This is a genomic window from Enterococcus sp. GPZ-007 (assembly GCF_059374735.1).
The window spans coordinates 20959-40057 of the sequence record NZ_JCAFYN010000021.1; the positions used below are offsets into that span (position 1 = coordinate 20959).

General features: G+C 41.9%; 22 protein-coding genes and 1 riboswitch. Of the genes, 20 read left to right on the plus strand and 2 right to left on the minus strand.

Translation table 11 applies throughout. The annotated features are described in order from the left end of the window. Positions 1 to 8 precede the first annotated feature (8 nt). Positions 9 to 581: a TetR/AcrR family transcriptional regulator gene (locus tag AC4J95_RS11940; protein ID WP_494550080.1), complete on the plus strand. Its 573-nt coding sequence runs from the start codon at positions 9 to 11 to the stop codon at positions 579 to 581. Positions 582 to 628: 47 nt separating this feature from the next. Here the strand turns inward: AC4J95_RS11940 and AC4J95_RS11945 are convergent, their stop codons facing one another. Both AC4J95_RS11945 and AC4J95_RS11950 read right to left on the minus strand, forming a co-directional pair. Next, a complete protein-coding gene (locus AC4J95_RS11945) occupies positions 629 to 1081 on the minus strand; it encodes a precorrin-2 dehydrogenase/sirohydrochlorin ferrochelatase family protein (protein ID WP_494550081.1) in 453 nt (150 codons plus the stop codon). A gap of 26 nt (positions 1082 to 1107) precedes the next feature. Then, positions 1108 to 2619: an amino acid permease gene (locus tag AC4J95_RS11950; RefSeq protein WP_494550082.1), complete on the minus strand. Its 1512-nt coding sequence runs from the start codon at positions 2617 to 2619 to the stop codon at positions 1108 to 1110. Between the two features lie 581 nt (positions 2620 to 3200). Further along, positions 3201 to 3372: riboswitch (cobalamin riboswitch) on the plus strand. A 115-nt stretch (positions 3373 to 3487) separates the two neighbouring features. Here AC4J95_RS11950 and AC4J95_RS11955 point away from each other — a divergent pair. The 19 genes from AC4J95_RS11955 to cbiQ are packed head-to-tail and all read left to right on the plus strand — an operon-like array spanning position 3488 to position 19084. Beyond that, a complete protein-coding gene (locus AC4J95_RS11955) occupies positions 3488 to 3988 on the plus strand; it encodes an ECF transporter S component (protein ID WP_494550083.1) in 501 nt (166 codons plus the stop codon). Positions 3989 to 4009: 21 nt separating this feature from the next. After that, positions 4010 to 5080 carry a threonine-phosphate decarboxylase CobD gene (gene cobD, locus AC4J95_RS11960; protein ID WP_494550084.1) on the plus strand — a complete coding sequence of 357 codons (1071 nt, stop codon included), beginning with the start codon at positions 4010 to 4012 and terminating at the stop codon, positions 5078 to 5080. Next, positions 5071 to 6060 carry a GHMP family kinase ATP-binding protein gene (locus AC4J95_RS11965; RefSeq protein ID WP_494550085.1) on the plus strand — a complete coding sequence of 330 codons (990 nt, stop codon included), beginning with the start codon at positions 5071 to 5073 and terminating at the stop codon, positions 6058 to 6060. Before cobD ends, AC4J95_RS11965 begins: the two co-directional genes overlap by 10 nt. Further along, positions 5951 to 7306: a cobyrinic acid a,c-diamide synthase CobB gene (locus AC4J95_RS11970; RefSeq protein ID WP_494550086.1), complete on the plus strand. Its 1356-nt coding sequence runs from the start codon at positions 5951 to 5953 to the stop codon at positions 7304 to 7306. The genes AC4J95_RS11965 and AC4J95_RS11970 overlap by 110 nt, the downstream gene beginning before the upstream one ends. Then, complete coding sequence (gene cbiB / locus AC4J95_RS11975) at positions 7303 to 8256, plus strand: adenosylcobinamide-phosphate synthase CbiB (protein WP_494550087.1); 954 nt, start codon at positions 7303 to 7305, stop codon at positions 8254 to 8256. Before AC4J95_RS11970 ends, cbiB begins: the two co-directional genes overlap by 4 nt. 16 nt (positions 8257 to 8272) lie before the next feature. After that, entirely contained in the window at positions 8273 to 8923 is a 651-nt protein-coding gene (locus tag AC4J95_RS11980; protein ID WP_316401747.1) for a cobalt-precorrin-8 methylmutase, read from the plus strand. After that, the gene (gene cbiD / locus AC4J95_RS11985; protein WP_494550088.1) at positions 8923 to 10044 is read left to right on the plus strand and encodes a cobalt-precorrin-5B (C(1))-methyltransferase CbiD; all 1122 of its coding nucleotides are present in this window, start codon (positions 8923 to 8925) and stop codon (positions 10042 to 10044) included. The genes AC4J95_RS11980 and cbiD overlap by 1 nt, the downstream gene beginning before the upstream one ends. Further along, entirely contained in the window at positions 10035 to 10652 is a 618-nt protein-coding gene (locus AC4J95_RS11990) for a cobalt-precorrin-7 (C(5))-methyltransferase (protein WP_494550089.1), read from the plus strand. The genes cbiD and AC4J95_RS11990 overlap by 10 nt, the downstream gene beginning before the upstream one ends. Continuing rightward, complete coding sequence (locus tag AC4J95_RS11995) at positions 10642 to 11196, plus strand: decarboxylating cobalt-precorrin-6B (C(15))-methyltransferase (protein WP_494550090.1); 555 nt, start codon at positions 10642 to 10644, stop codon at positions 11194 to 11196. Before AC4J95_RS11990 ends, AC4J95_RS11995 begins: the two co-directional genes overlap by 11 nt. A gap of 4 nt (positions 11197 to 11200) precedes the next feature. Continuing rightward, a complete protein-coding gene (locus tag AC4J95_RS12000; RefSeq protein ID WP_494550091.1) occupies positions 11201 to 11968 on the plus strand; it encodes a cobalt-precorrin-4 methyltransferase in 768 nt (255 codons plus the stop codon). After that, positions 11961 to 13013, plus strand: coding sequence for a cobalt-precorrin 5A hydrolase (locus AC4J95_RS12005; RefSeq protein WP_494550092.1), 1053 nt, complete (start codon positions 11961 to 11963; stop codon positions 13011 to 13013). Before AC4J95_RS12000 ends, AC4J95_RS12005 begins: the two co-directional genes overlap by 8 nt. Next, complete coding sequence (gene cobJ / locus AC4J95_RS12010) at positions 12998 to 13723, plus strand: precorrin-3B C(17)-methyltransferase (RefSeq protein ID WP_494550093.1); 726 nt, start codon at positions 12998 to 13000, stop codon at positions 13721 to 13723. The genes AC4J95_RS12005 and cobJ overlap by 16 nt, the downstream gene beginning before the upstream one ends. After that, positions 13720 to 14460 carry a precorrin-6A reductase gene (cobK, locus tag AC4J95_RS12015; protein WP_494550094.1) on the plus strand — a complete coding sequence of 247 codons (741 nt, stop codon included), beginning with the start codon at positions 13720 to 13722 and terminating at the stop codon, positions 14458 to 14460. The genes cobJ and cobK overlap by 4 nt, the downstream gene beginning before the upstream one ends. Positions 14461 to 14464: 4 nt before the next feature. After that, complete coding sequence (gene cobA / locus AC4J95_RS12020) at positions 14465 to 15886, plus strand: uroporphyrinogen-III C-methyltransferase (RefSeq protein ID WP_494550095.1); 1422 nt, start codon at positions 14465 to 14467, stop codon at positions 15884 to 15886. A gap of 4 nt (positions 15887 to 15890) precedes the next feature. After that, a complete protein-coding gene (locus AC4J95_RS12025) occupies positions 15891 to 16673 on the plus strand; it encodes a sirohydrochlorin cobaltochelatase (protein ID WP_494550096.1) in 783 nt (260 codons plus the stop codon). After that, positions 16666 to 17388 carry a cobalt-factor II C(20)-methyltransferase gene (locus AC4J95_RS12030; protein WP_494550097.1) on the plus strand — a complete coding sequence of 241 codons (723 nt, stop codon included), beginning with the start codon at positions 16666 to 16668 and terminating at the stop codon, positions 17386 to 17388. Before AC4J95_RS12025 ends, AC4J95_RS12030 begins: the two co-directional genes overlap by 8 nt. Beyond that, positions 17385 to 18134 (plus strand): energy-coupling factor ABC transporter permease, encoded by a 750-nt coding sequence (locus tag AC4J95_RS12035; protein ID WP_316401735.1) that lies wholly within the window; start codon positions 17385 to 17387, stop codon positions 18132 to 18134. The genes AC4J95_RS12030 and AC4J95_RS12035 overlap by 4 nt, the downstream gene beginning before the upstream one ends. Then, positions 18121 to 18420 carry an energy-coupling factor ABC transporter substrate-binding protein gene (locus tag AC4J95_RS12040; RefSeq protein WP_316401734.1) on the plus strand — a complete coding sequence of 100 codons (300 nt, stop codon included), beginning with the start codon at positions 18121 to 18123 and terminating at the stop codon, positions 18418 to 18420. The genes AC4J95_RS12035 and AC4J95_RS12040 overlap by 14 nt, the downstream gene beginning before the upstream one ends. Beyond that, on the plus strand, positions 18407 to 19084 hold the full coding sequence (gene cbiQ / locus AC4J95_RS12045) for a cobalt ECF transporter T component CbiQ (RefSeq protein WP_494550098.1): 678 nt from the start codon (positions 18407 to 18409) through the stop codon (positions 19082 to 19084). Before AC4J95_RS12040 ends, cbiQ begins: the two co-directional genes overlap by 14 nt. The last annotated feature ends 15 nt before the right edge of the window (positions 19085 to 19099 follow it).

The following is a 19099-nucleotide window of genomic DNA, read 5'->3' on the forward strand; positions in this document are numbered from 1 at the left end:
AAACTTGTATGAAAAATACCCGTACGAATATCATGGCAGCAACTAGAAAATTAATAGTAGAAAAAGGCTACAGTGATATGACAACAAAGGATATCGCAAAAGAAGCGCAGGTGAATGAGGCGACGCTGTTTCGGCAATTCGGCAGCAAGAAAGAATTGTTGTTGGCGACGTTAAGAGAGGCGGATTGGGTTCCTTCTGTGAACAAAAACATTATTAATCGTTTTCAGTGGGATTTAGCCAAGGATTTGCGACTGATAATGGAGGAATATCTGAAACAAGTAACACCGGAAATTGTTCGCTTTTCACTAGGACTTCGTGCGCAAGAAATTTACGAAGAAACGATGCCTTATGTGAGAAAAATTCCGGCTGCCTTCATTAAATTGCTGGCGGATTATTTCATCGAAATGGTGAGAAAAAAAGAGATTGAAATCCGTGATCCGAAAGAATCAGCGGAGGTTATTTTCTCCAGTATGATCGGCTTTGCTTTTCTGCATGCCTATTCCAGTAGTGAACAATATGAACGAGAAGCAGCAAACTTTATATCTCATTCGACGGAACGCTTCATCCACGGGTTGAAATAAAAAATGCTCGAGTGCGCCAATAAATTATTGGTACGCTCGAGCGCTTTTTAATCTAAAGAGATTCCTTTTAAAAGACCACGAATCTTTTCTTTCAACAACTTTGTTTTCTTTGGGTTTTCTCCACCAGTAGTCAATGCAATGCCAAAATCTTTTTCCTTGATCAAAGCCATATTGAAAAAATTGCTGTTGCTTTGGTTCGTTGTATCATTCACAAGCTGACGCGACGTCGTTTCGTTCAAAATGGCTTGGTTGACTGCGGCGTTATCAGTGCAAATAAAAATTACCTGGAAACCGTTCGTATCACCATATTGAAAAGATCGTTCCCGCAATATCACTAAACCATTCTCTTTGGCGTTTATCAGAGTTTCTGAAAATTTTGGTGCGATAACTATCGGTTTCGCACCTGCTTCCATCAGCCCGCAAACCTTTCGCGTGGCTATTTTTCCGCCGCCGACCACTAAGATCGAAAACTGCTTGATATCGATTAAGATGGGGTACATAAGCCTTCGCTCCTTAGTAAATGATTTTAGGGATTGTCGCTGTTCTGTTTAGAAAGATTCGTTAAGGCTTTCTTCTGTTCAAAGCGAAAATAGATAAAGTGAGATAGCACACCAAAGAATGCCGGTCCTAACAGTAAGGTTGAGAAATTAAGGTAATTTCCTAATTTCAACGGTTCATAAATTTGAAAGGCGATTGCGGCAAAAATACAAACACAGACACTTATGGAAAAAAGATAGTTTAAGGAATTACTTTTGATAATCAACGATTCCTTCTGGATGATCCGCTTTCTTAAAGAGAAAGGGAAGCTGGCGGCTACGATAAAGTAAGGGATCGCTCGCGAAACATTTGTCATGTAAGTCAATTGATTAAATAACTCAGACAAGAAGGTATTGCTAAATGAAAGCAGGCCAATAAACAATGAAATAAGCAAGGCTTGGACCCAAAGCGCATTCTCCGGCATTTGATTCTTATTCAAGGCGGAAAACTTCGGCCAAAATATTTTCGGAGTACTCTTGATCAAACTTTTTAATGGTCCGTAGCTTATCGAGCTAAGCAGACTTAGGTAAGCCAAGCCCATTGTCAGCGCTGTGTAACGGATAAAAATCTGCGTTAATAAATGAGTTGAACCAGCAGAGAGATTGAAGCTGACTGCTAATGTTTTTGCCAATTGTTCCATTACACCGTACATAAGATTTCCAAGATGCAATGAAGTGGAGTTCCGCAGGCCTTCAATGTTGTTTGCACAGCTCCAAATAACGATGCCGCTGACATATAATAATAACACGATAAACGAACTGATAATCACTGCCCGCGGGAATCTGCTGCGGCTTTTTTTGGTTTTGTCAGCGAGACTGGCAATCGTATCCAATCCGCCAAATGCAGTGATAGAAAATATGAAAAAGGGCAATTGCGATAATAAGCGACTGGAAGAACCATGGAAAAAGCTTTGTACGGTAAGGCTGTGATTGATATTTGCCATAACCTGACCGGGATTCCTAAAAATCAAAATTAAATTGCCAGCAAGAGAAAGTATCAACAATCCCACCATCGCATAGCCGCTAATGTGCAAAAATCTAAAAATGACTTGGAAGCCGCGTTTGTTCATCCAAGTGATAAAAATAACTGCCAGGATAGAGAATAACGCCAACCAAATCTGTGGAGGAATTCCAAACCAATCGATGGTCGCAGTGATATCCCGTCCAAAGATCAGGATGGAGATCGGAATCAAAATCTTCATGAATAGACTGATCATCCAAATGAAGTAGCTGCTGTACCATAAAAAGACGGTAGTGAAGGCGGCTTTAGGCGAGAGTGATTCCTTTAACCAATCATAGATCGCTCCTGAACGATGGGCGTATTTTTTGGTATATTGGGCAACGATCAGCGCATAAGGAATAAAATAGAACAGAGCACTGATGAAAAACCAAATAAGTGATTGACTTCCAAGCATGAAAAACGCTGAGATCATACTAGAAAATGAATACACGGTGGTGGTAATGATTAAGATCAAATTTTGTGAAGAATTCTTTTTAGTCATCGTCTGCTCCTGAAGGTCTTTTCTCCATCTTATTTTCTTTCAAAACAAAAGACAAGATGAAATATAAATCAAAAAGAATTGATTTAGTAAAATAGGATTGCTACAGAAGATCGAGATGACTGATAAATCAATGATTATGAGATCGTGAAAAGGATAATAGCAATATCTTGCTTTTTTTAATACGAAATAACAAAATTTGGCTGAAATATGCCGATTGAATATAGGGGAGTAGGATAAAAAAATGAGGGCACTATTGTTGAAGTTGATCAAGAGAATGGATTGGAAAATTTTTTTTACTGTAAGTAGTGAAGTTAGATGTCTAGCTGTCTTTATGACAACTCACCCCTAACTGAATTGAGTATAGGGGCTTTCTATTAAAAATCATTTGCATCTAATTGAGATGGAAAAGTCTCCAGTTGCTTGTTTTTGAGATCGGGTTGCACATATGACTAATTTCTTTAGCTTTTTCAATCGATTTTGTTTCTGGTTTTCAGTATAGTAAAATATTGCTCTCTCTTTTATAAAATTAGCACAATGTGGCTGATTTTTAGAAAAACGTCAAGATTGACTGGAAACGTTTGCTATAATAATGGAAACTGAATAATTAATAACTGAACAAGGGAATGAGGTGAAAATCCTCAACAGCCCCTTTCTACTGTATATGCGGATGAACTCTCAGAAGCCACTTTTCGGGAAGGCGAGAAAGTAAGTTGATGCAAAGTCAGGATACCTTGCTCAGATATTTAAATAATTGGATTGGGAAGATTATTTTGCTGGCTACTTATTTGGTGTGTTTAGACAAATAAAAAAACGCGGCGAGACCATCTTTACTGGACTCGTCGTGTTTTATTTTTTAAGGAGGGAATTTATGATGAAGTATTCAACAAAGAAATTGGCAACATTGGCACTCTTGCTAGCGCTATGTGTGATTGGTGCAAACATCAAAATTTTAGGTTCGATCGCACTGGATTCTTTTCCCGCATTTATTGGAGCAATTATTTTGGGACCGGCCGCAGGCGCATTCTTAGGTTTTTTCGGACACATGATCTCGGCTCTGCTATCCGGCTTCCCTAATACTTTACCGATCCACTTGATCATTGCAGTTTTGATGGCGGCTTGTATGTTCTTCTATAGCTGGACCCGTAAAAAACTGCAAAAGAACAAAATAGTGGCATCAGTGGTCTCGATGCTTGTAGGTTATGTGATCAATGTACCATTAGATCTGCTTCTGCTTTATCCTTTGATGGGACCAGTCGTATTTATGCTTTTCGTACCGTTGACCCTCGCAACCGTCGTGAATTTGGGATTGTCTGAAATGGTGATTTTAGGAATTCCTCAGAAATATAAAGAAGCGATATTTCTAAAATAATCTAGAAGCGGAGTCGTAGTTATGGCAGTTAAGCATGGTGGAAACATTCAAGAAATCAGTGAAATCTATCAAATGGACAAGGACCGTTTGATAGATTTTAGTGCAAATATCAATCCGTTGGGTATTCCTGAGGGGGTCAAGGGGGTTCTTACTAAAGGTATCGAGGAGCTAGTTCATTATCCGGATATTCGATATCGTTCGTTAATCCAATCAATTGCTACTTTTCACGAGCTTCCAGAAGAATTTGTTTACCCGGCCAACGGTGCCGCTGAAGCAATCTTTATGCTGGGAAGAACATTCAAGGTAGACAAGCTGCTTTTGCTGGCACCGACATTCATGGAATATGAGGCGGCATTTAGCCAGCAGCAAACAGAATTTTGCTATTTCAATTTAGAGCAGCGAGATTTTCAGTGGTCAATTTCAGAATTGATACAGTCAGCAATAAAGCAGCAGGCAACGGGTATTTGTATTTGCAATCCGAATAATCCAACGGGGCAATTGCTGAAGCAGAGTGAACTGAATGAATTATTCGCATTTTGTCGAGAAAATGGAATGGTATTAATAGTAGATGAAGCTTTTGTTGATTTTACAAGAGAAGAAAATTCTCTTATTTCTTCACTTAAAGACTATTCGAACTTGTTCATTTTTCGATCAATGACAAAAATGTTTGCGATTCCCGGCTTGCGTTTGGGTTACTTGCTTACAAGTAATCGAGCGATCCTAGCTGATATCGAAGAGAAAACTGTGCCATGGCACATTAATACATTTGCTGATCTTTCAGGTCAACAAGCGTTGAAAGAGGAACAGTTTATTAAAGACAGCCAGCGATATACTGCACAGGAACGAGATTTTTTGGAAAAGGGCTTATCTGCTTATAAAGAGCTGGAGTTATTTCCCAGCCAGACAAATTTTCTTTTCTTTCGTTATCTTGGCTCCGGCTGTCTACAAAAAAAAATGATTAAAAAAAATATTCTGATTCGAAACTGCAACAGCTTTAAAGGCCTGACCCAGAAATATTATCGGATAGCGGTTAAGTCAAGAGAAGATAATCAGGCATTACTCCAAGCATTGGAGGCGATATTATGCGAGTGACTGCTTCCTGTCCCGGTTCATGCGGGGAACTTATTCAAGGCTGGTTCGGAGATTCGCAAAAATTAGTTAGTTATGGGATCAATCGTTTTTCACGGGTGACAATCAGTTCTGAAAAAAATCCTGAAGCGTCCAAACCAAAAGTTGAAGAGGCTTTAAGACAAACATTGACATATTTAGAAGTTTCAAGCAGAGAAGCTGATAATTTTTTGCTTGAGATTGATTCGGATTTACCTGTGGCTAAAGGAATGGCCAGCAGTACTGCGGATATTGCTGCGACTTGTCAAGCTGTCGCTGGTTATTATGGAAAACAGCTTTCCAGGGATGAAATAGTCGATATTTGCTTAGCCATTGAGCGAACAGACAGCATCCTTTTTCCAACGCTCACTTTATTTGAACAAAAGAATGGTTCAGTTAGAGAGAGCAGCGGGTGGGCACCCCATTTTTATGTGATCGTTTTGGAGCCAGAAGAAACATTAGCAACAGATGTTTTTCATTCAGTGGAAAATGATCGCCTATTTTATCAACAGCGAGAACGTTTTGCAGAAGTGTTTCGGCATTACCAACAAGCGGTCAAAGATAAGTCACTGCAAAAACTGGGTGAAGCGGCCATGCAAAGTGCTGTACTAAATCAGGAGATTTTACCCAAGCCTTATTTTGCAGAGCTACTAAAACTTCAGCAATGTCATCAATGGCTGGGGATTAATGTTGCTCACAGCGGTTCAGTAGTCGGGATAATGATTGAGACGTTAGCAGAAATTCCTGCAACATTAGCTGTGATTCAGCGTTCCGAACTGTCTCGCTGGTATTCAAAAGTGAAGGTTCATGAAAGCTGTTATGAAGGCGTACAACTGATAGAAGCGAGGGGAAAGAATGAAGAAGCTGATGATCGCAGCCGTCTCCAGCGGCTCAGGAAAAACGACGATCACACTTGGATTAATGAAGCTTTTGCAAAATCGAGGCTTTCAAATCCAGCCTTATAAGGTTGGTCCAGATTATGTCGATACCGAATATCATACGCGAATTACAGGCAAACCTTCTCGCAATTTAGATATGTTTTTAGTTCAAGATAGTACCCGTTTACAACTGCTATTCGAAAAGGAAGCTCAGCACGCCGATATTTGTGTGATTGAAGGAGTAATGGGGCTTTTTGATGGATTAGGTGTGGACAAAGATTTTTGTTCTAGTGCTGGAGTCGCTAAGCAGTTAAATTGTCCAGTCCTGCTGGTAGTCAACGGACAATCAGCTTCAACATCGGTAGCAGCTGTCGTAAAAGGTTTTGCCGAATTTGATCCTGACTTAATGATTTGCGGAGTGATCATCAATAAGGTTGCTTCTGAAACCCATTATCAGCTGATCAAAAAAGCTGTGGAAACCTATACGAATGTTCCAGTTTTTGGTTATTTGAAACGAGAAAAGGGTGTAGAGTTGCCTTCCAGACAATTAGGGCTGGTACCTGACCGAGAAATCAGCGATGCCACAGAGAAGATTCAACAAGTCGCAGAGTCTTTGGATCGCACCTTTGATCTTAACGGGCTTTTTGAGAAACTTCCCAACGAAAAGGTATCTTACTCATCGCCAAATTATCCGCAATTCTCTGGGATTAAGGTAGCCTACGCCTTAGATGAAGCGTTCCATTTTTATTATCAAGACAATCTTGAGTTATTGACAGCTTATGGCGTAGAGCTGATTATCTTTAGTCCAATGAAGGATAATCAACTTCCTGCAGCGGACCTGTACTATTTTGGTGGCGGTTATCCAGAGGAGTTTGCTCAAGAGCTTTCTGAAAATCAAGAGATGCGTCAGAGCATCAAAGAAAAGCACGAGCAGGGAGCATTCATATTAGCCGAGTGCGGCGGTTTGATGTATTTAGGTTCAGGTTTCAACAGTGGCGAGTACTATTATCCTATGGTGGGAATTTTTGCTGGAGTTAGTGAAATGACTTCGGGCCTGCGAAAATTCGGCTACTGTTACGGAAAACTGGAGCAGGATACGTTAATCGGAAGAAAAGGAACGACAGTGGTTGGACATGAATTTCATCATTCGATTTTTACCAGCCAAGAGCCGACTGTTTTAGAAATGACTAAAAAACGTGATGGAGAAGTAGTGAAACGCTGGACAGGCGGTTACCAGCTGAAGAATACATTTGCCAGTTATATGCATCTCCATTTTTATCAAAGTGCGGACTTTTTGTTGAATATGTTGGAGCAAGTGAGGACGGGCCTATGATTCATTGGATTATCACCGCATTTATTTTGGATTTATTGATCGGCGATCCTTATAGCTGGCCCCATCCGATCAAGGTGATGGGAAACTTTATCGCATGGTTTCAGGAACGATTCACACAAACGAAAAATGATCAGGAAAAATATCGTTGGGGTGTCATCTTATGGCTCATCACGGTATGCGGGTCGGGACTTGCAACTTACGGAATTTTACGAATTGGTTTTCTAATCCATCCTTTTCTTGGAACATTCTGTTACGTCTATTTGGCATACACTACACTGGCGACGAAAAGCTTAGCGCTGGAGGGACGAAAAGTTTATCAGAAGCTGATGCACGATAGTTTGGATAATGCCCGTAAGCAAGTAGGAATGATTGTTGGAAGAGATACCAATGAGTTATCAAAAGAGGAAATTACGAAAGCAACCATCGAAACAGTGGCTGAGAACACGAGTGATGGTGTGATTGCTCCGCTGCTATGTCTATTTCTTGGCGGTCCTACGTTAGCAATGATGTACAAGGCAGTCAATACACTGGATTCGATGGTGGGCTATGTGACACCAAAATATCGGGCAATCGGCTGGTTTTCTGCAAAAATGGATGACCTTTGGAATTTTATTCCGGCTCGCTTGACATGGCTCTATTTATTAGCAGCGTCGAAGGTATTACGGCTAAATACAGCGAATGCTTGGAAGGTTGGGAAAACGGATTGTCGGAATCATAAAAGTCCTAATAGCGGTTACCCTGAAGCAGTCGTAGCCGGCGCGTTAGGAATTCAACTTGGCGGAACACATCTCTATCATGGCGTTGAGATTTATAAACCAACGATTGGTGTTTCTCTTCGTACGGCCAAGCCGCAAGATATTTTGACGGCGAATGCATTGTTGTATGCGACGGCGGTTCTTAGTTTGATCGTATTCAGTATCGCAGCAATTATTATCAATTATTATTTTTAAGAGAAGGGGCAGACAAGTGGACTATATAAGAAATCCTCAAATGATTGAAACAGAAAGCTTCAAGATTATCCAAGGAATTATCGACCAAGATTTTCCGAATTTTGTTTATTCCAGTCCAACGGAAGAGCAGATCATTAAGCGTGTCATCCATACGAGTGCCGATTTCGATTATTTGAAAAATCTGGTCTTTTCGAATGACGTGATCGTGGAGCTTGAGAAATTTTTCTTGGCAGGAAGCGGAACGATTTTTACAGATACGACGATGGCTCTCAGCGGTATCAATAAACGCGTTCTAGACAAGCTGGGCATACGTTATGAATGTTATATCGCTGATCCTGAAGTCGCCGAACAAGCGAAGATCAAAGGGATGACCCGCTCAATGGTGGGGATCGAGCGCGCGGCAACGATTGCTGGTCCAAAGCTTTTTGTCATTGGAAATGCACCGACAGCGATTTTTAAATTGTTGGAGCTGATTGAACGGGGAGAGCTGGAAGCTGCTGCTGTCATTGGTGCTCCTGTTGGTTTTGTTGGAGCAGCTGAATCAAAAGAGGCATTGTTTGAGAGTGACGTTCCGGCGATCGTAGCCAGAGGACGCAAGGGCGGAAGCAACGTAGCGGCTGCGATCATCAATGCAATGCTGTATCAGCTGGTGGAAAGGGAAAACTGATGGAAGAGTTTGTTTTCTATAACGGCAAGAAATTACGTAAGGGGTATACGACCGGCTCTTGCGCGACTGCTGCCGCGACTGCCGCGACGGCTTTCTTGTTCGATGAAGAAGCTTTCGAGGAAATTCAAATCGAACTGCCTAGTAAGGAAAATTTATTGATCCCGATCGCTGGGCTTGAAGCAACCGAGGATGGCTGTCAGGCCTTCGTTGTGAAGGATGGCGGCGATGATGTTGATGCTACGGACGGCATGATGATTGGGGTAAAAGTAGTTAAGACTTCTGGCCATCAAATTATCATTGATGGCGGAAGCGGAATTGGCCGAGTCACCGAAGTCGGATTACAGATTCCTGTCGGAGAGGCGGCGATTAATCCGGTGCCGCGAAAAATGATCGAAGAATCGGTTCGTAAAATCATTGGGCCCAAGCAGGGGGCTAAAATCACTGTTTTTGCACCAGAAGGAGAGGCAATTGCGAATCAAACAATGAATCGACGTTTAGGTATTCTGGGGGGAATCTCGATTCTAGGAACAACTGGTATCGTCACACCGATGTCCGAGGAAGGCTGGAAGCAGTCGATCTCCTTAGAGCTAGAAATGAAGAAGAGTCAAGGGCATCGTTCAGTGATCTTGTGTCCTGGAAACTACGGCGAGGATTTTGTTTTGAATACCTTGAAATTGAGCGGTGATAGGATTGTTTCTATGAGTAATTTTGTCGGCTATGTTTTAAAAGAGGTCCAGCGCTTGGAATTCGAAAAAGTCTTGATGGTTGGGCATTTAGGCAAGCTGATCAAGGTCTCGGCGGGCATCTTTTCTACTCATAGCAAAGACGCCGATGCTCGTACCGAAATTTTGATCGCAAATCTTGCTTTGCTGGGTATGCCTGTCGCGCAATTGAAAGAAATCCAAAAATGCTTAACGACTGAGGCGGCTGGAGAAATTATTGCCGACACGGGGTATGAAGCGGTCTATCAAGTCATCGCTGATAAAGTAAAGAAACGCTCGGAGGATTTATTAAAATACCGAAAACATGAGCCAAGGATCGAAGTGGTACTCTTTTCTTCCCAAAGAGGTTACTTAGCTTCAACCCTACCGTTGGCGTTGTTGAAGGAGGAATGGCGATGATCACAGTCGTTGGTATCGGACCAGGAGGAACGCCAGAGTATTTGTTTGATGGCGTACAAGAAGCCCTCGAAGCGGCGGATTTGATTATCGGCAGTGAGCGGCAACTAGAAATCGTTCCGATAAATAAAAAACAAAATTGCCAGCGGCTTCCACGTAAATTGGACGACTTGGAAGAGCTTTTAGCAAATTGTAAAGAGGATCAGATCGTTCTTTTAGCTTCAGGCGATCCACTAACATACGGCATTGGAAAATGGCTCATCCAGCGTTTGCCCGCAGAAGAACTAAATATCCTTCCAGGGATCAGTTCGCTGCATTATTTATTCAATCGATTGAAGCTTCCGATGGAGGATTGCTACATTACCAGCAGTCATGGCAAAATGCCGGATTATTCGTTGATTTTTCAATTACCAAAGGTCGGTATGGTGACAGACAAGACGATCGGACCCTATCAATTAGCGCAGGAAGCAGTTCAACGAGGGAAGAATCCAACGTTTTATATCGGAGAAAATCTTAGCTATTCCGATGAGAAAATCAGATGCTGCAAAGCTGATGCGGTTCCCGATGAGGACTATCAAATGAATGCGGTGGTGATAATCAATGAAGGATGATTGTTTTATTCGCGGCGCGGTTCCCATGACGAAGGAAGAGGTTCGAACCGTCAGTCTAGCAAAGCTGCAATTAAGTGAAGCGGAGAAGTTTTTGGATATTGGGACAGGGACAGGAAGCATTGCAATCGAAGCGGCTCACCTATATCCGCAGCTGAAGGTTACAACGATCGATTCAAATCAAACCGCATTAGATGTATTAAAGCAGAATCAGACAAAATTTAAACTGGAAAATATCCAGAGTATTCTTGGCAAGGCACCAGTTGAACTGGCAGAAGAATTTGATGCGATCTTTGTTGGCGGCACAGGCGGGAACATGAACGAGATATTGTCTTGGAGCTTTCAACGGTTAAAGGTTGGTGGTCGTTTAGTATTAAATTTTATTTTATTAGAAAACGCCTTTGAGGCAATCGATTGGCTGGAGAACAATCAGCATTCCTTTCAAGCAATTCAAATGCAGGCCAGCCATTTTACCAAATTAGGGCAAGGACATTATTTTAAGCCACAAAACCCAGTGATTATTATTGAGACGAGAAAAGAGGAGTAAGCGTATGGCGAAGGTACATTTTGTTGGTGCAGGACCGGGCGATCCGGAATTGATTACATTTAAGGGATATCAGCTGTTGAAATCAGCCGATGTTGTGATTTATGCAGGTTCACTTGTGAATCCTGAATTGTTAAATTATTGCAGAGAAGATTGTAAGATTTTCAATAGTGCATCAATGGATCTAACCGAAATCATTGACGAGATGGAGCGGGGCGTTCAGGTCGGCAAAGAGGTCATCCGCCTGCAGACAGGTGATTTTTCCATCTATGGTTCCATTCGCGAGCAAATCGAAGAACTAAAAAAACGCGACATCGAATTTACTTGTACCCCAGGTGTTAGTTCCTTTTTAGGCGCAGCCTCTAGTTTAGGGGTGGAATACACGGTTCCAGAGGTTTCTCAAAGTGTAATCATTACTCGCATGGCTGGCAGAACACCAGTGCCAGAAAAAGAAAGCCTGCGTTCTTTTGCTCAGCATCAAACTTCGATGGTGATTTTTCTCTCCGTTCAAGGAATTAAACAAGTGGTTGAAGAATTATTGGCAGGCGGCTATCAACCAACGACACCGGTTGCGGTTGTCTACAAAGCTACTTGGCCGGAAGAAAAGAAAATCGTCAGTACTTTAGAAAAAATTGCTGAGCAAATTGAAGAAGCCGATATTACGAAAACCGCTTTGATTATGGTGGGGGAATTTTTAGGAGACGAGTTCTATTATTCCAAACTATATGATGCCAATTTTAAGCATGAATATCGCGATGTGAAGAGCGATGACTAGATCGGCAATTTTGGCTTTGACTACCGCTGGGATCAAATTGGCTAAAGAGCTGCGAGACAATTGGGATCCTGAGGTGCCGATTTTTGTATCGGAGGATCAAGTGGAAGAAGGGCTGCTGCTTTTTCCTACCGGGAAATTCAAAACCGGTATTCAAGCATTGTTTAAGGAATATGACGCACTCATTTGCATTATGGCGACTGGGATCGTAGTTCGCAGCATCTCTGAAGTGTTGGAGGATAAGCGAAAAGATCCCGCGATTATTGTCATTGACGAAAAAGGCCGGCATACGATCAGCCTTTTATCAGGGCATATTGGCGGCGCAAATCAATTGACGCTGGAAATCGCTGCAAAATTGAACAGCTGCCCGGTGATTACGACTGCCACGGATGTGCAAAATGTAACTGCGCTTGATCTGCTGAGCAAAGAAATAAATGCTTGGTATGTCGATTTCAAAGAGACGACCAAAAGAATCAATCGTCTTTTAGCAGAGCATCAAAAAGTTGGATTGATTCAGCGGGAGAAGCGGGTGAAGGATCTTCGGGGGCTTACTTTGCTCCAAGAAAATGATTCATTTGATCCTTATGAGGCAGTCCTGCTGATTTCGGACAAAAATGAAGATCTGATCTCAGATAAAGTGATTCAGATCGTCCCGAGGAGCTATGTCTTAGGCATCGGAGCAAAAAAAGGGATTGATTTTTCAATTATCAAGGAAGAATATCTTAATTTCTGCCAATCAGTCGATATCCATCATCGCAGTATCCGAAAAATCGCCAGTATTGATTTAAAAAAGACAGAAAAGGGTATAAAACAATTAGCAGATTGGTTGGAAGTTCCTTTTGAAACCTATTCATCTGCAGAATTAGCAATTGTTTCAGAAAAATATCCGCAGTCAGCCTTTGTAAGAGAAGTAACGGGTGTAGGAAGTGTTAGTTTGGCGGCGGCTGATTTAGCGAGTAATGGACAAGTGGTGACAGAGCGTTATGCGAATCAAGGTGTCACCTTTGCGTTGGGAAAGGATGAAGACGGCACATGTTGTACGTTGTAGGATTAGGACCTGGTGAAAAAGAAAAAATGTCGCTTGAAGCCCTCGAAGTGATCAAAAAAGTCGAAGTAATTGTGGGCTATACGACTTATGTTCGCCTGATCAAAGAATTAGTCGGCGAAAAGGAAATCGTCAGTACAGGGATGAAGCAGGAAATTGATCGTTGTAAAAAGGCGATTGAACTGGCGAAAGCTGGTAAAGATGTCGCGGTTATTTCCAGCGGAGATGCTGGAGTCTATGGAATGGCTGGCTTGATTTTAGAGCTGACCAGTCAAATGGAAGAAGAGATTCCGGTGAAAGTTATTCCCGGAATTACAGCCAGCATTGCTGGGGCAGCACTATTAGGAGCCCCGTTAATGAACGACTTTTGCCATATCAGCTTGAGCGATCTGATGACGCCATGGGAAATGATTGAAAAACGGTTACATGCAGCGGCCAGTGCGGATTTTGTTATTTGTCTGTATAATCCTCGCAGCAAAGGTCGTCCCAATCATTTAGCCAAAGCGTTTGCAATTATTCAACAATATAAATCAACGAATACGATCGTTGGTTTGGCTAAAGATGTCGGTCGAAAAAAAGAGCAGGCCATTCTTACCACAATCGCTGATTTGGATGAAACGCTGGTAGATATGACGACAGTTGTTTTAGTAGGAAATAAGGAAACCTATATCTCTGACAACCGAATGATCACTCCGCGAGGGTATCAATTATGATCCTGTTGCTTGGTGGTACCTCTGACAGTCTGAGAATTGCAGAAGAATTAAATAAAGGTCATCAAGATTTCTATTTATCTGTTGTTTCAGATTATGGCGAAAGCTTAGCCGCGACGATGGTAAAGCAGGTCATTAAGGGCCGCTTAACGACAGCGGAAATGATCAATTTCATTGAGCAGCACCAAATCACTGAAATGATTGATGCCACTCATCCTTATGCGGTCGAAGTGTCGCAGAATGCGATGGCAGCATGTGCTCAGACAGGAAGAAAATATTATCGTTTTGAACGGACGTCATTGATTTCTGAAGACATGCTGACCGTGGATTCAGTAAAAGCGGCTTGTGAGCAGGCTTTGGAATATCCAGGCAAAATCTATTTAACAACTGGAAGTAAAACATTACAGGAATTCCTTCGCTATCTGCCAAAAGAACGAATTATCGTTAGGGTATTACCAACAGTAGAAGTAGTAACTTCGATTGAAAAGCTGGGACTCACTACGGATCAGATTGAAGCCATCAAGGGTCCTTTTTCGAAAGCGTTGAATCGTGAGCTGCTGATCCATAATCAGGCAGGCGTGATGATCACCAAAGAAAGCGGTCAAGCAGGCGGCTTCTTAGAAAAGATTGAAGCCTGTAAGGAATTGGCTATTCCTTGCATTGTGTTGACTCGGGAACAAATAAACTATCCAGATAAGTTTTCTTCCATTAAAGAGCTTATTGATCAAGTAAAGGGGTAATGAAATGATTGGACAAATTGCCTTAGTTGGCGCAGGTCTGGGTGACCCGGAATTACTGACTGTTAAAGGATTGAGAAAAATCAAAGAGGCAGATGTAGTGGTGTACGATCGCTTGATCAATCCAGCAATTCTTAATGCTTGTAAAGTCGATTGCGAGAAAATCTACGTTGGTAAAAAACCTAATTATCATCCTGTCCCGCAAGAAAAGATCGAGGAGATCATGATCGAAAAAGCGCAGCAGGGATTGAATGTGGTGCGACTAAAAAGTGGTGATCCTTATGTTTTTGGTCGCGGGGGCGAAGAGGGAGCTTCGTTAAAGCATGCCGGTATCACTTTTGAAGTCATTCCCGGTATTACTTCTTCGATCGGCGGATTGGCTTATGCTGGGATTCCCATCACCCATCGTGATCTAGCAGCAAGCTTCCATGTCTATACTGGACATTTGAATCATTCTGATCAAGAGGTCGATTGGGCAACCGCAGCCAAAGCAGAGGGGACATTGGTTTTTTTGATGGGAATGTCGAGCCTGAAAAAAATCACTGAGCAGCTGATCCGACACGGAAAAGATAAGGAAACGCCCGCAGCTATTATTCAATGGGCCAGCCGTAAGCAGCAAAAAACAGTGGTGGGCACATTAGAAACGATCTTTGAAAAAGCTCGTACAGCTGAACTTCAACCGCCAAGCTTGATCGTGATCGGAGATGTCGTGGCGCGTAGGACAGACTTGAATTTCTTTGAAGAACGTCCGCTTTTCGCCATCAGTATCGCGATTCCGTTTACAAAGAAGAAAAAAATGGCGAGTCGTTTAACCGACCTGGGCGCGGAAATCATTGAGCTGCCGCCTAGCAGTAATCAGATGTTTGTAGGAAAAATCGATTTTTCCAAGTCGCAACAAATTGTTTTCACTGATCCAGCGAGTATCGACATGTTTATTCAATCAATGACGGAAAACAGGATCGATTGGCGGAAATTAGCAAAATGGCGTTTTATTACAGTTGGGCATCATACCGGCGGCGTGTTGAAAAAATCCGGGATTCAAGCCGATGCGGATTTTCCTGATTTGGCTCATTGTTTACAAGATTTTACAATATCTTCGGACACCTTATTTATCGGCGATTCATCGATGATTGACACTTTGGAAGAGCAAGCTATTGCAGGAGAAAAAGTACTCAGTCATGAAGAGAAAATCATTGCTGAAATTCCTGATCTGTGGCAGCAGACCGATTACATGTATTTCCCGAATTCAAAATCTGCCCGACTATTTTTAGCCGCTCTGACGGATATGGAATTGACAATACTCAAGCAGAAAAAAATTATCGTTATGGGTAAAAAAACCAAAGAGGTCTTCGAACAGCTTCAAATTTCGGTGATCCAAACAAAAGAACCTAGCTATGAAAGTGTTGTAGAAAAAATAAAGAGGAGATGAACCGATGAAACCAGCGTTAATAGCAGTGAGTTTTGGCACTAGCTACCCAGAAACGAGAGCAAAAACAATTGAGGCTGTCGAGCAGAGGCTAGCAGAAGCTTTTCCGGAATACGATGTTTTTCGCGCTTTCACTTCTAATAAAGTCATCAAGAAGATCAAAGAGCAAGAAAACACAACGATCTTAACAGTAGATCAGCAAATGCAGCAATTGATCGACGACGGCTACGAAGAGATTTTTGTTCAGCCGCTGCATATCATTCCCGGCAGCGAATATTCCAAAGCACTGCATCAGGCGATGAAATATAAGGATCAATTGAAGCTTATTAAAGTGGGAAAACCGTTGCTTAGCAGTATTGAGGATTATCAAAAGGTTGTAGCGTGGTTGGAAATTTTAGCAGAAGATCTGAATGAAGAAGAAGCGCTCGTCTTGATGGGGCATGGCAGTCAGCATTCGGCTTTTACCGTCTATGCTTGTTTGGATCATATGTTAATGGAGAGACCGATCTTTGTTTGTGCGGTTGAAAGCTATCCTGAGATTTCGCTGCTGATTGAACGACTTCAGAAAAGTAGTTATACAAAAATCAAACTGTATCCGCTGATGCTGGTAGCGGGTGACCATGCCACAAATGATATGGCTTCAGATGAAGATGATTCTTGGAAATCACAGTTGGAGCAAGCTGGTTTTACTGTTGAGGCTTATCTCAAAGGAATGGGTGAAGCACCAGAAATTCAGCAGCAGTTTGTGGAGCATGCCGCTGCGATGATAGAAGGGACGACAAATGGCTAAATTTTATGGAGTAGGAACAGGTCCAGGCGCTTCTGACCTATTGACAATTCGCGGTAAAGAAATCATTGAAATGGTGGATTGCCTGTACACGCCTGAACCGAAAAGGGGCGGAAAAAGCTTAGCATTGAAAATAGTAAGCCCTTATCTAAGAAAGGAGTTGACGATCAAACAGCGCCATTTTCCAATGGTGAATGACTGGGCGGAGAAGCGCAATGCTTGGAATGAAATAGCAGAAGAGATTATGACTGATGTTAAGAATGGTTTGAATGTCGCATTCGTCACTTTAGGGGATCCAATGGTTTACAGTACGTACAGTTATCTATTGGAACGAATGACTGATCAAATCGAAACAGTGACCATCCCGGGAATTTCCTCCTTCTGCCAGATTTCGAATGATTTACAGATTCCATTGGTCATTGATGAAGAAAGCTACGCGGTTTTACCGGCAACTGCTGACGAAGCGGTTATTCGTACCGCATTAGAGGAAATGTCTACAGTGATTTTAATGAAGGTTTCTATCGCACTGCCTAAGATAGTGCAGCTGCTAACAGAATTAGATTTATTGGAGCAAACGGTTTTAGTCAGTGATTCTTCGATGGCATCAGAAAACATAATGATTGGACTCAATGAGTTAAGTGATCAGGACCAGCTGTCGTATTTTAGTACCATGATCGTTTATAAAAACAGAACATTGAAAGGAAGTAAGAAAAGATGAAAGCTAGAGTGAAAACAATTAGAAGAATTCTCTTCGCTGTGCTTCTTCTGATTCTGATCGTGCCGCAAAAAGCGCACGCAATGCACATTATGGAAGGTTTCTTGCCTCTTGGTTGGTGTTTGTTCTGGTATGCAGCATTTATCCCATTCTTTATTTATGGCTTGATCAGCATCAGAAAAGCGGTGGCTGACAATCCGCAAAACAAAGTCCTGTTGGCTTTTAGTGGCGCGTTCATCTTTATTTTATCCGCGCTGAAGATTCCATCAGTGACTGGATCGACTTCTCATCCAACGGGCGTTGGAATCGGAACGGCGCTCTTTGGTCCAGGAGTCATCAGTGTTTTAGGAACCATTTGTTTATTGTTCCAAGCATTGCTGCTGGCGCATGGCGGAATAACTACATTAGGTGCGAACGCTTTTTCAATGGCAGTTATAGGGCCATTCGTTGGATATGGCGTTTATCTTCTTTTGAAAAAAGCGAATGTATCTAACTCAATTTGCTTGTTCTTATGCGCTTTTATCGCTGATTTGGCGACTTATTTCACAACTTCACTTCAGTTGGGTCTTGTTTTCCCTGATCCATCCTCAGGTGTTTTCGGCGCGATCATGAAATTTGTTGGTGTCTTCATGTTGACCCAGATTCCGATTGCTATTGCGGAAGGCTTATTGACTGTTGTTGCGTATAACTTGATCTCAGCTAATTTTCCCTTTCAAGAAAGAGGTGTATTGAACGATGGAAAAAAATAAGTCCAATACTAAATTGAATATTATTCTCTTATTAGCAGTTGTGGCTTTAATGGTTGGTGCGCTATTGATTAATCAAAATGGTGAATACGGCGGTTCGGATGGTGAAGCAGAAGCAGTAATTACTGAGATCAATCCAAGTTATGAGCCTTGGTTCGATTCACTGTTAGAGCCTAAAAGCGGCGAGATCGAAAGCTTGCTGTTTACCCTCCAAGGAAGCTTAGGCGTTGGAATCATCACCTACATCTTGGGTTATTACAAAGGAAAGAAGAAAAATGCTATTAATTGATAAGATCGCCTATGAAAACCGTTTGCTTGATCTTTCCCCAACGCGAAAAGGGCTCATGTATCTTTTATTATTACTCAGCTGCTTCTTAACCACTCCAGTGATTCAGGCGGTGATCAGCATCGTAGTCGGCGCAGCGACAATCTATGTTACTAAAGTTACAGTCAGAAGATATTTCAAATGGTTGCTGATTCCTGCGCCATTTCTAGTGATCAGTATTCTTACGATCTTATTTTCTATCAGTTCTCATTCAGGAGGCTTCATTTTTGATATCCACCTGTTTAATCATTTTATCGGAATCACTCAATCTTCATTAAATATGGGGATCAAGTTGTTTTTCCGCTCTGCCAGCTGTTTGATTTGCACGTATTTCTTTATTCTGACTGTGCCTTTTCAACAGTTGCTACTCGTGATGAAGAAAGCCCACTTTCCGGCATTGCTAATTGAATTGACGATGCTGATGTATCGTTTTATTTTCATTTTTGCTGATGAATTTTTGATTATTAAACGGGCTCAGGATATGCGTTTTGGTTTCAAGGGACTTAGGAATAGCTATCAATCTTTAGGAGTTTTGATCAAGATTCTGTTTTTCCAAACCTTTGATCGCTTCAACAAGATGGTTCTTTCACTAGAAATGAAGTTTTTTGATGGCGATTTTCCACTTTAACTATCGAAAGAAGGT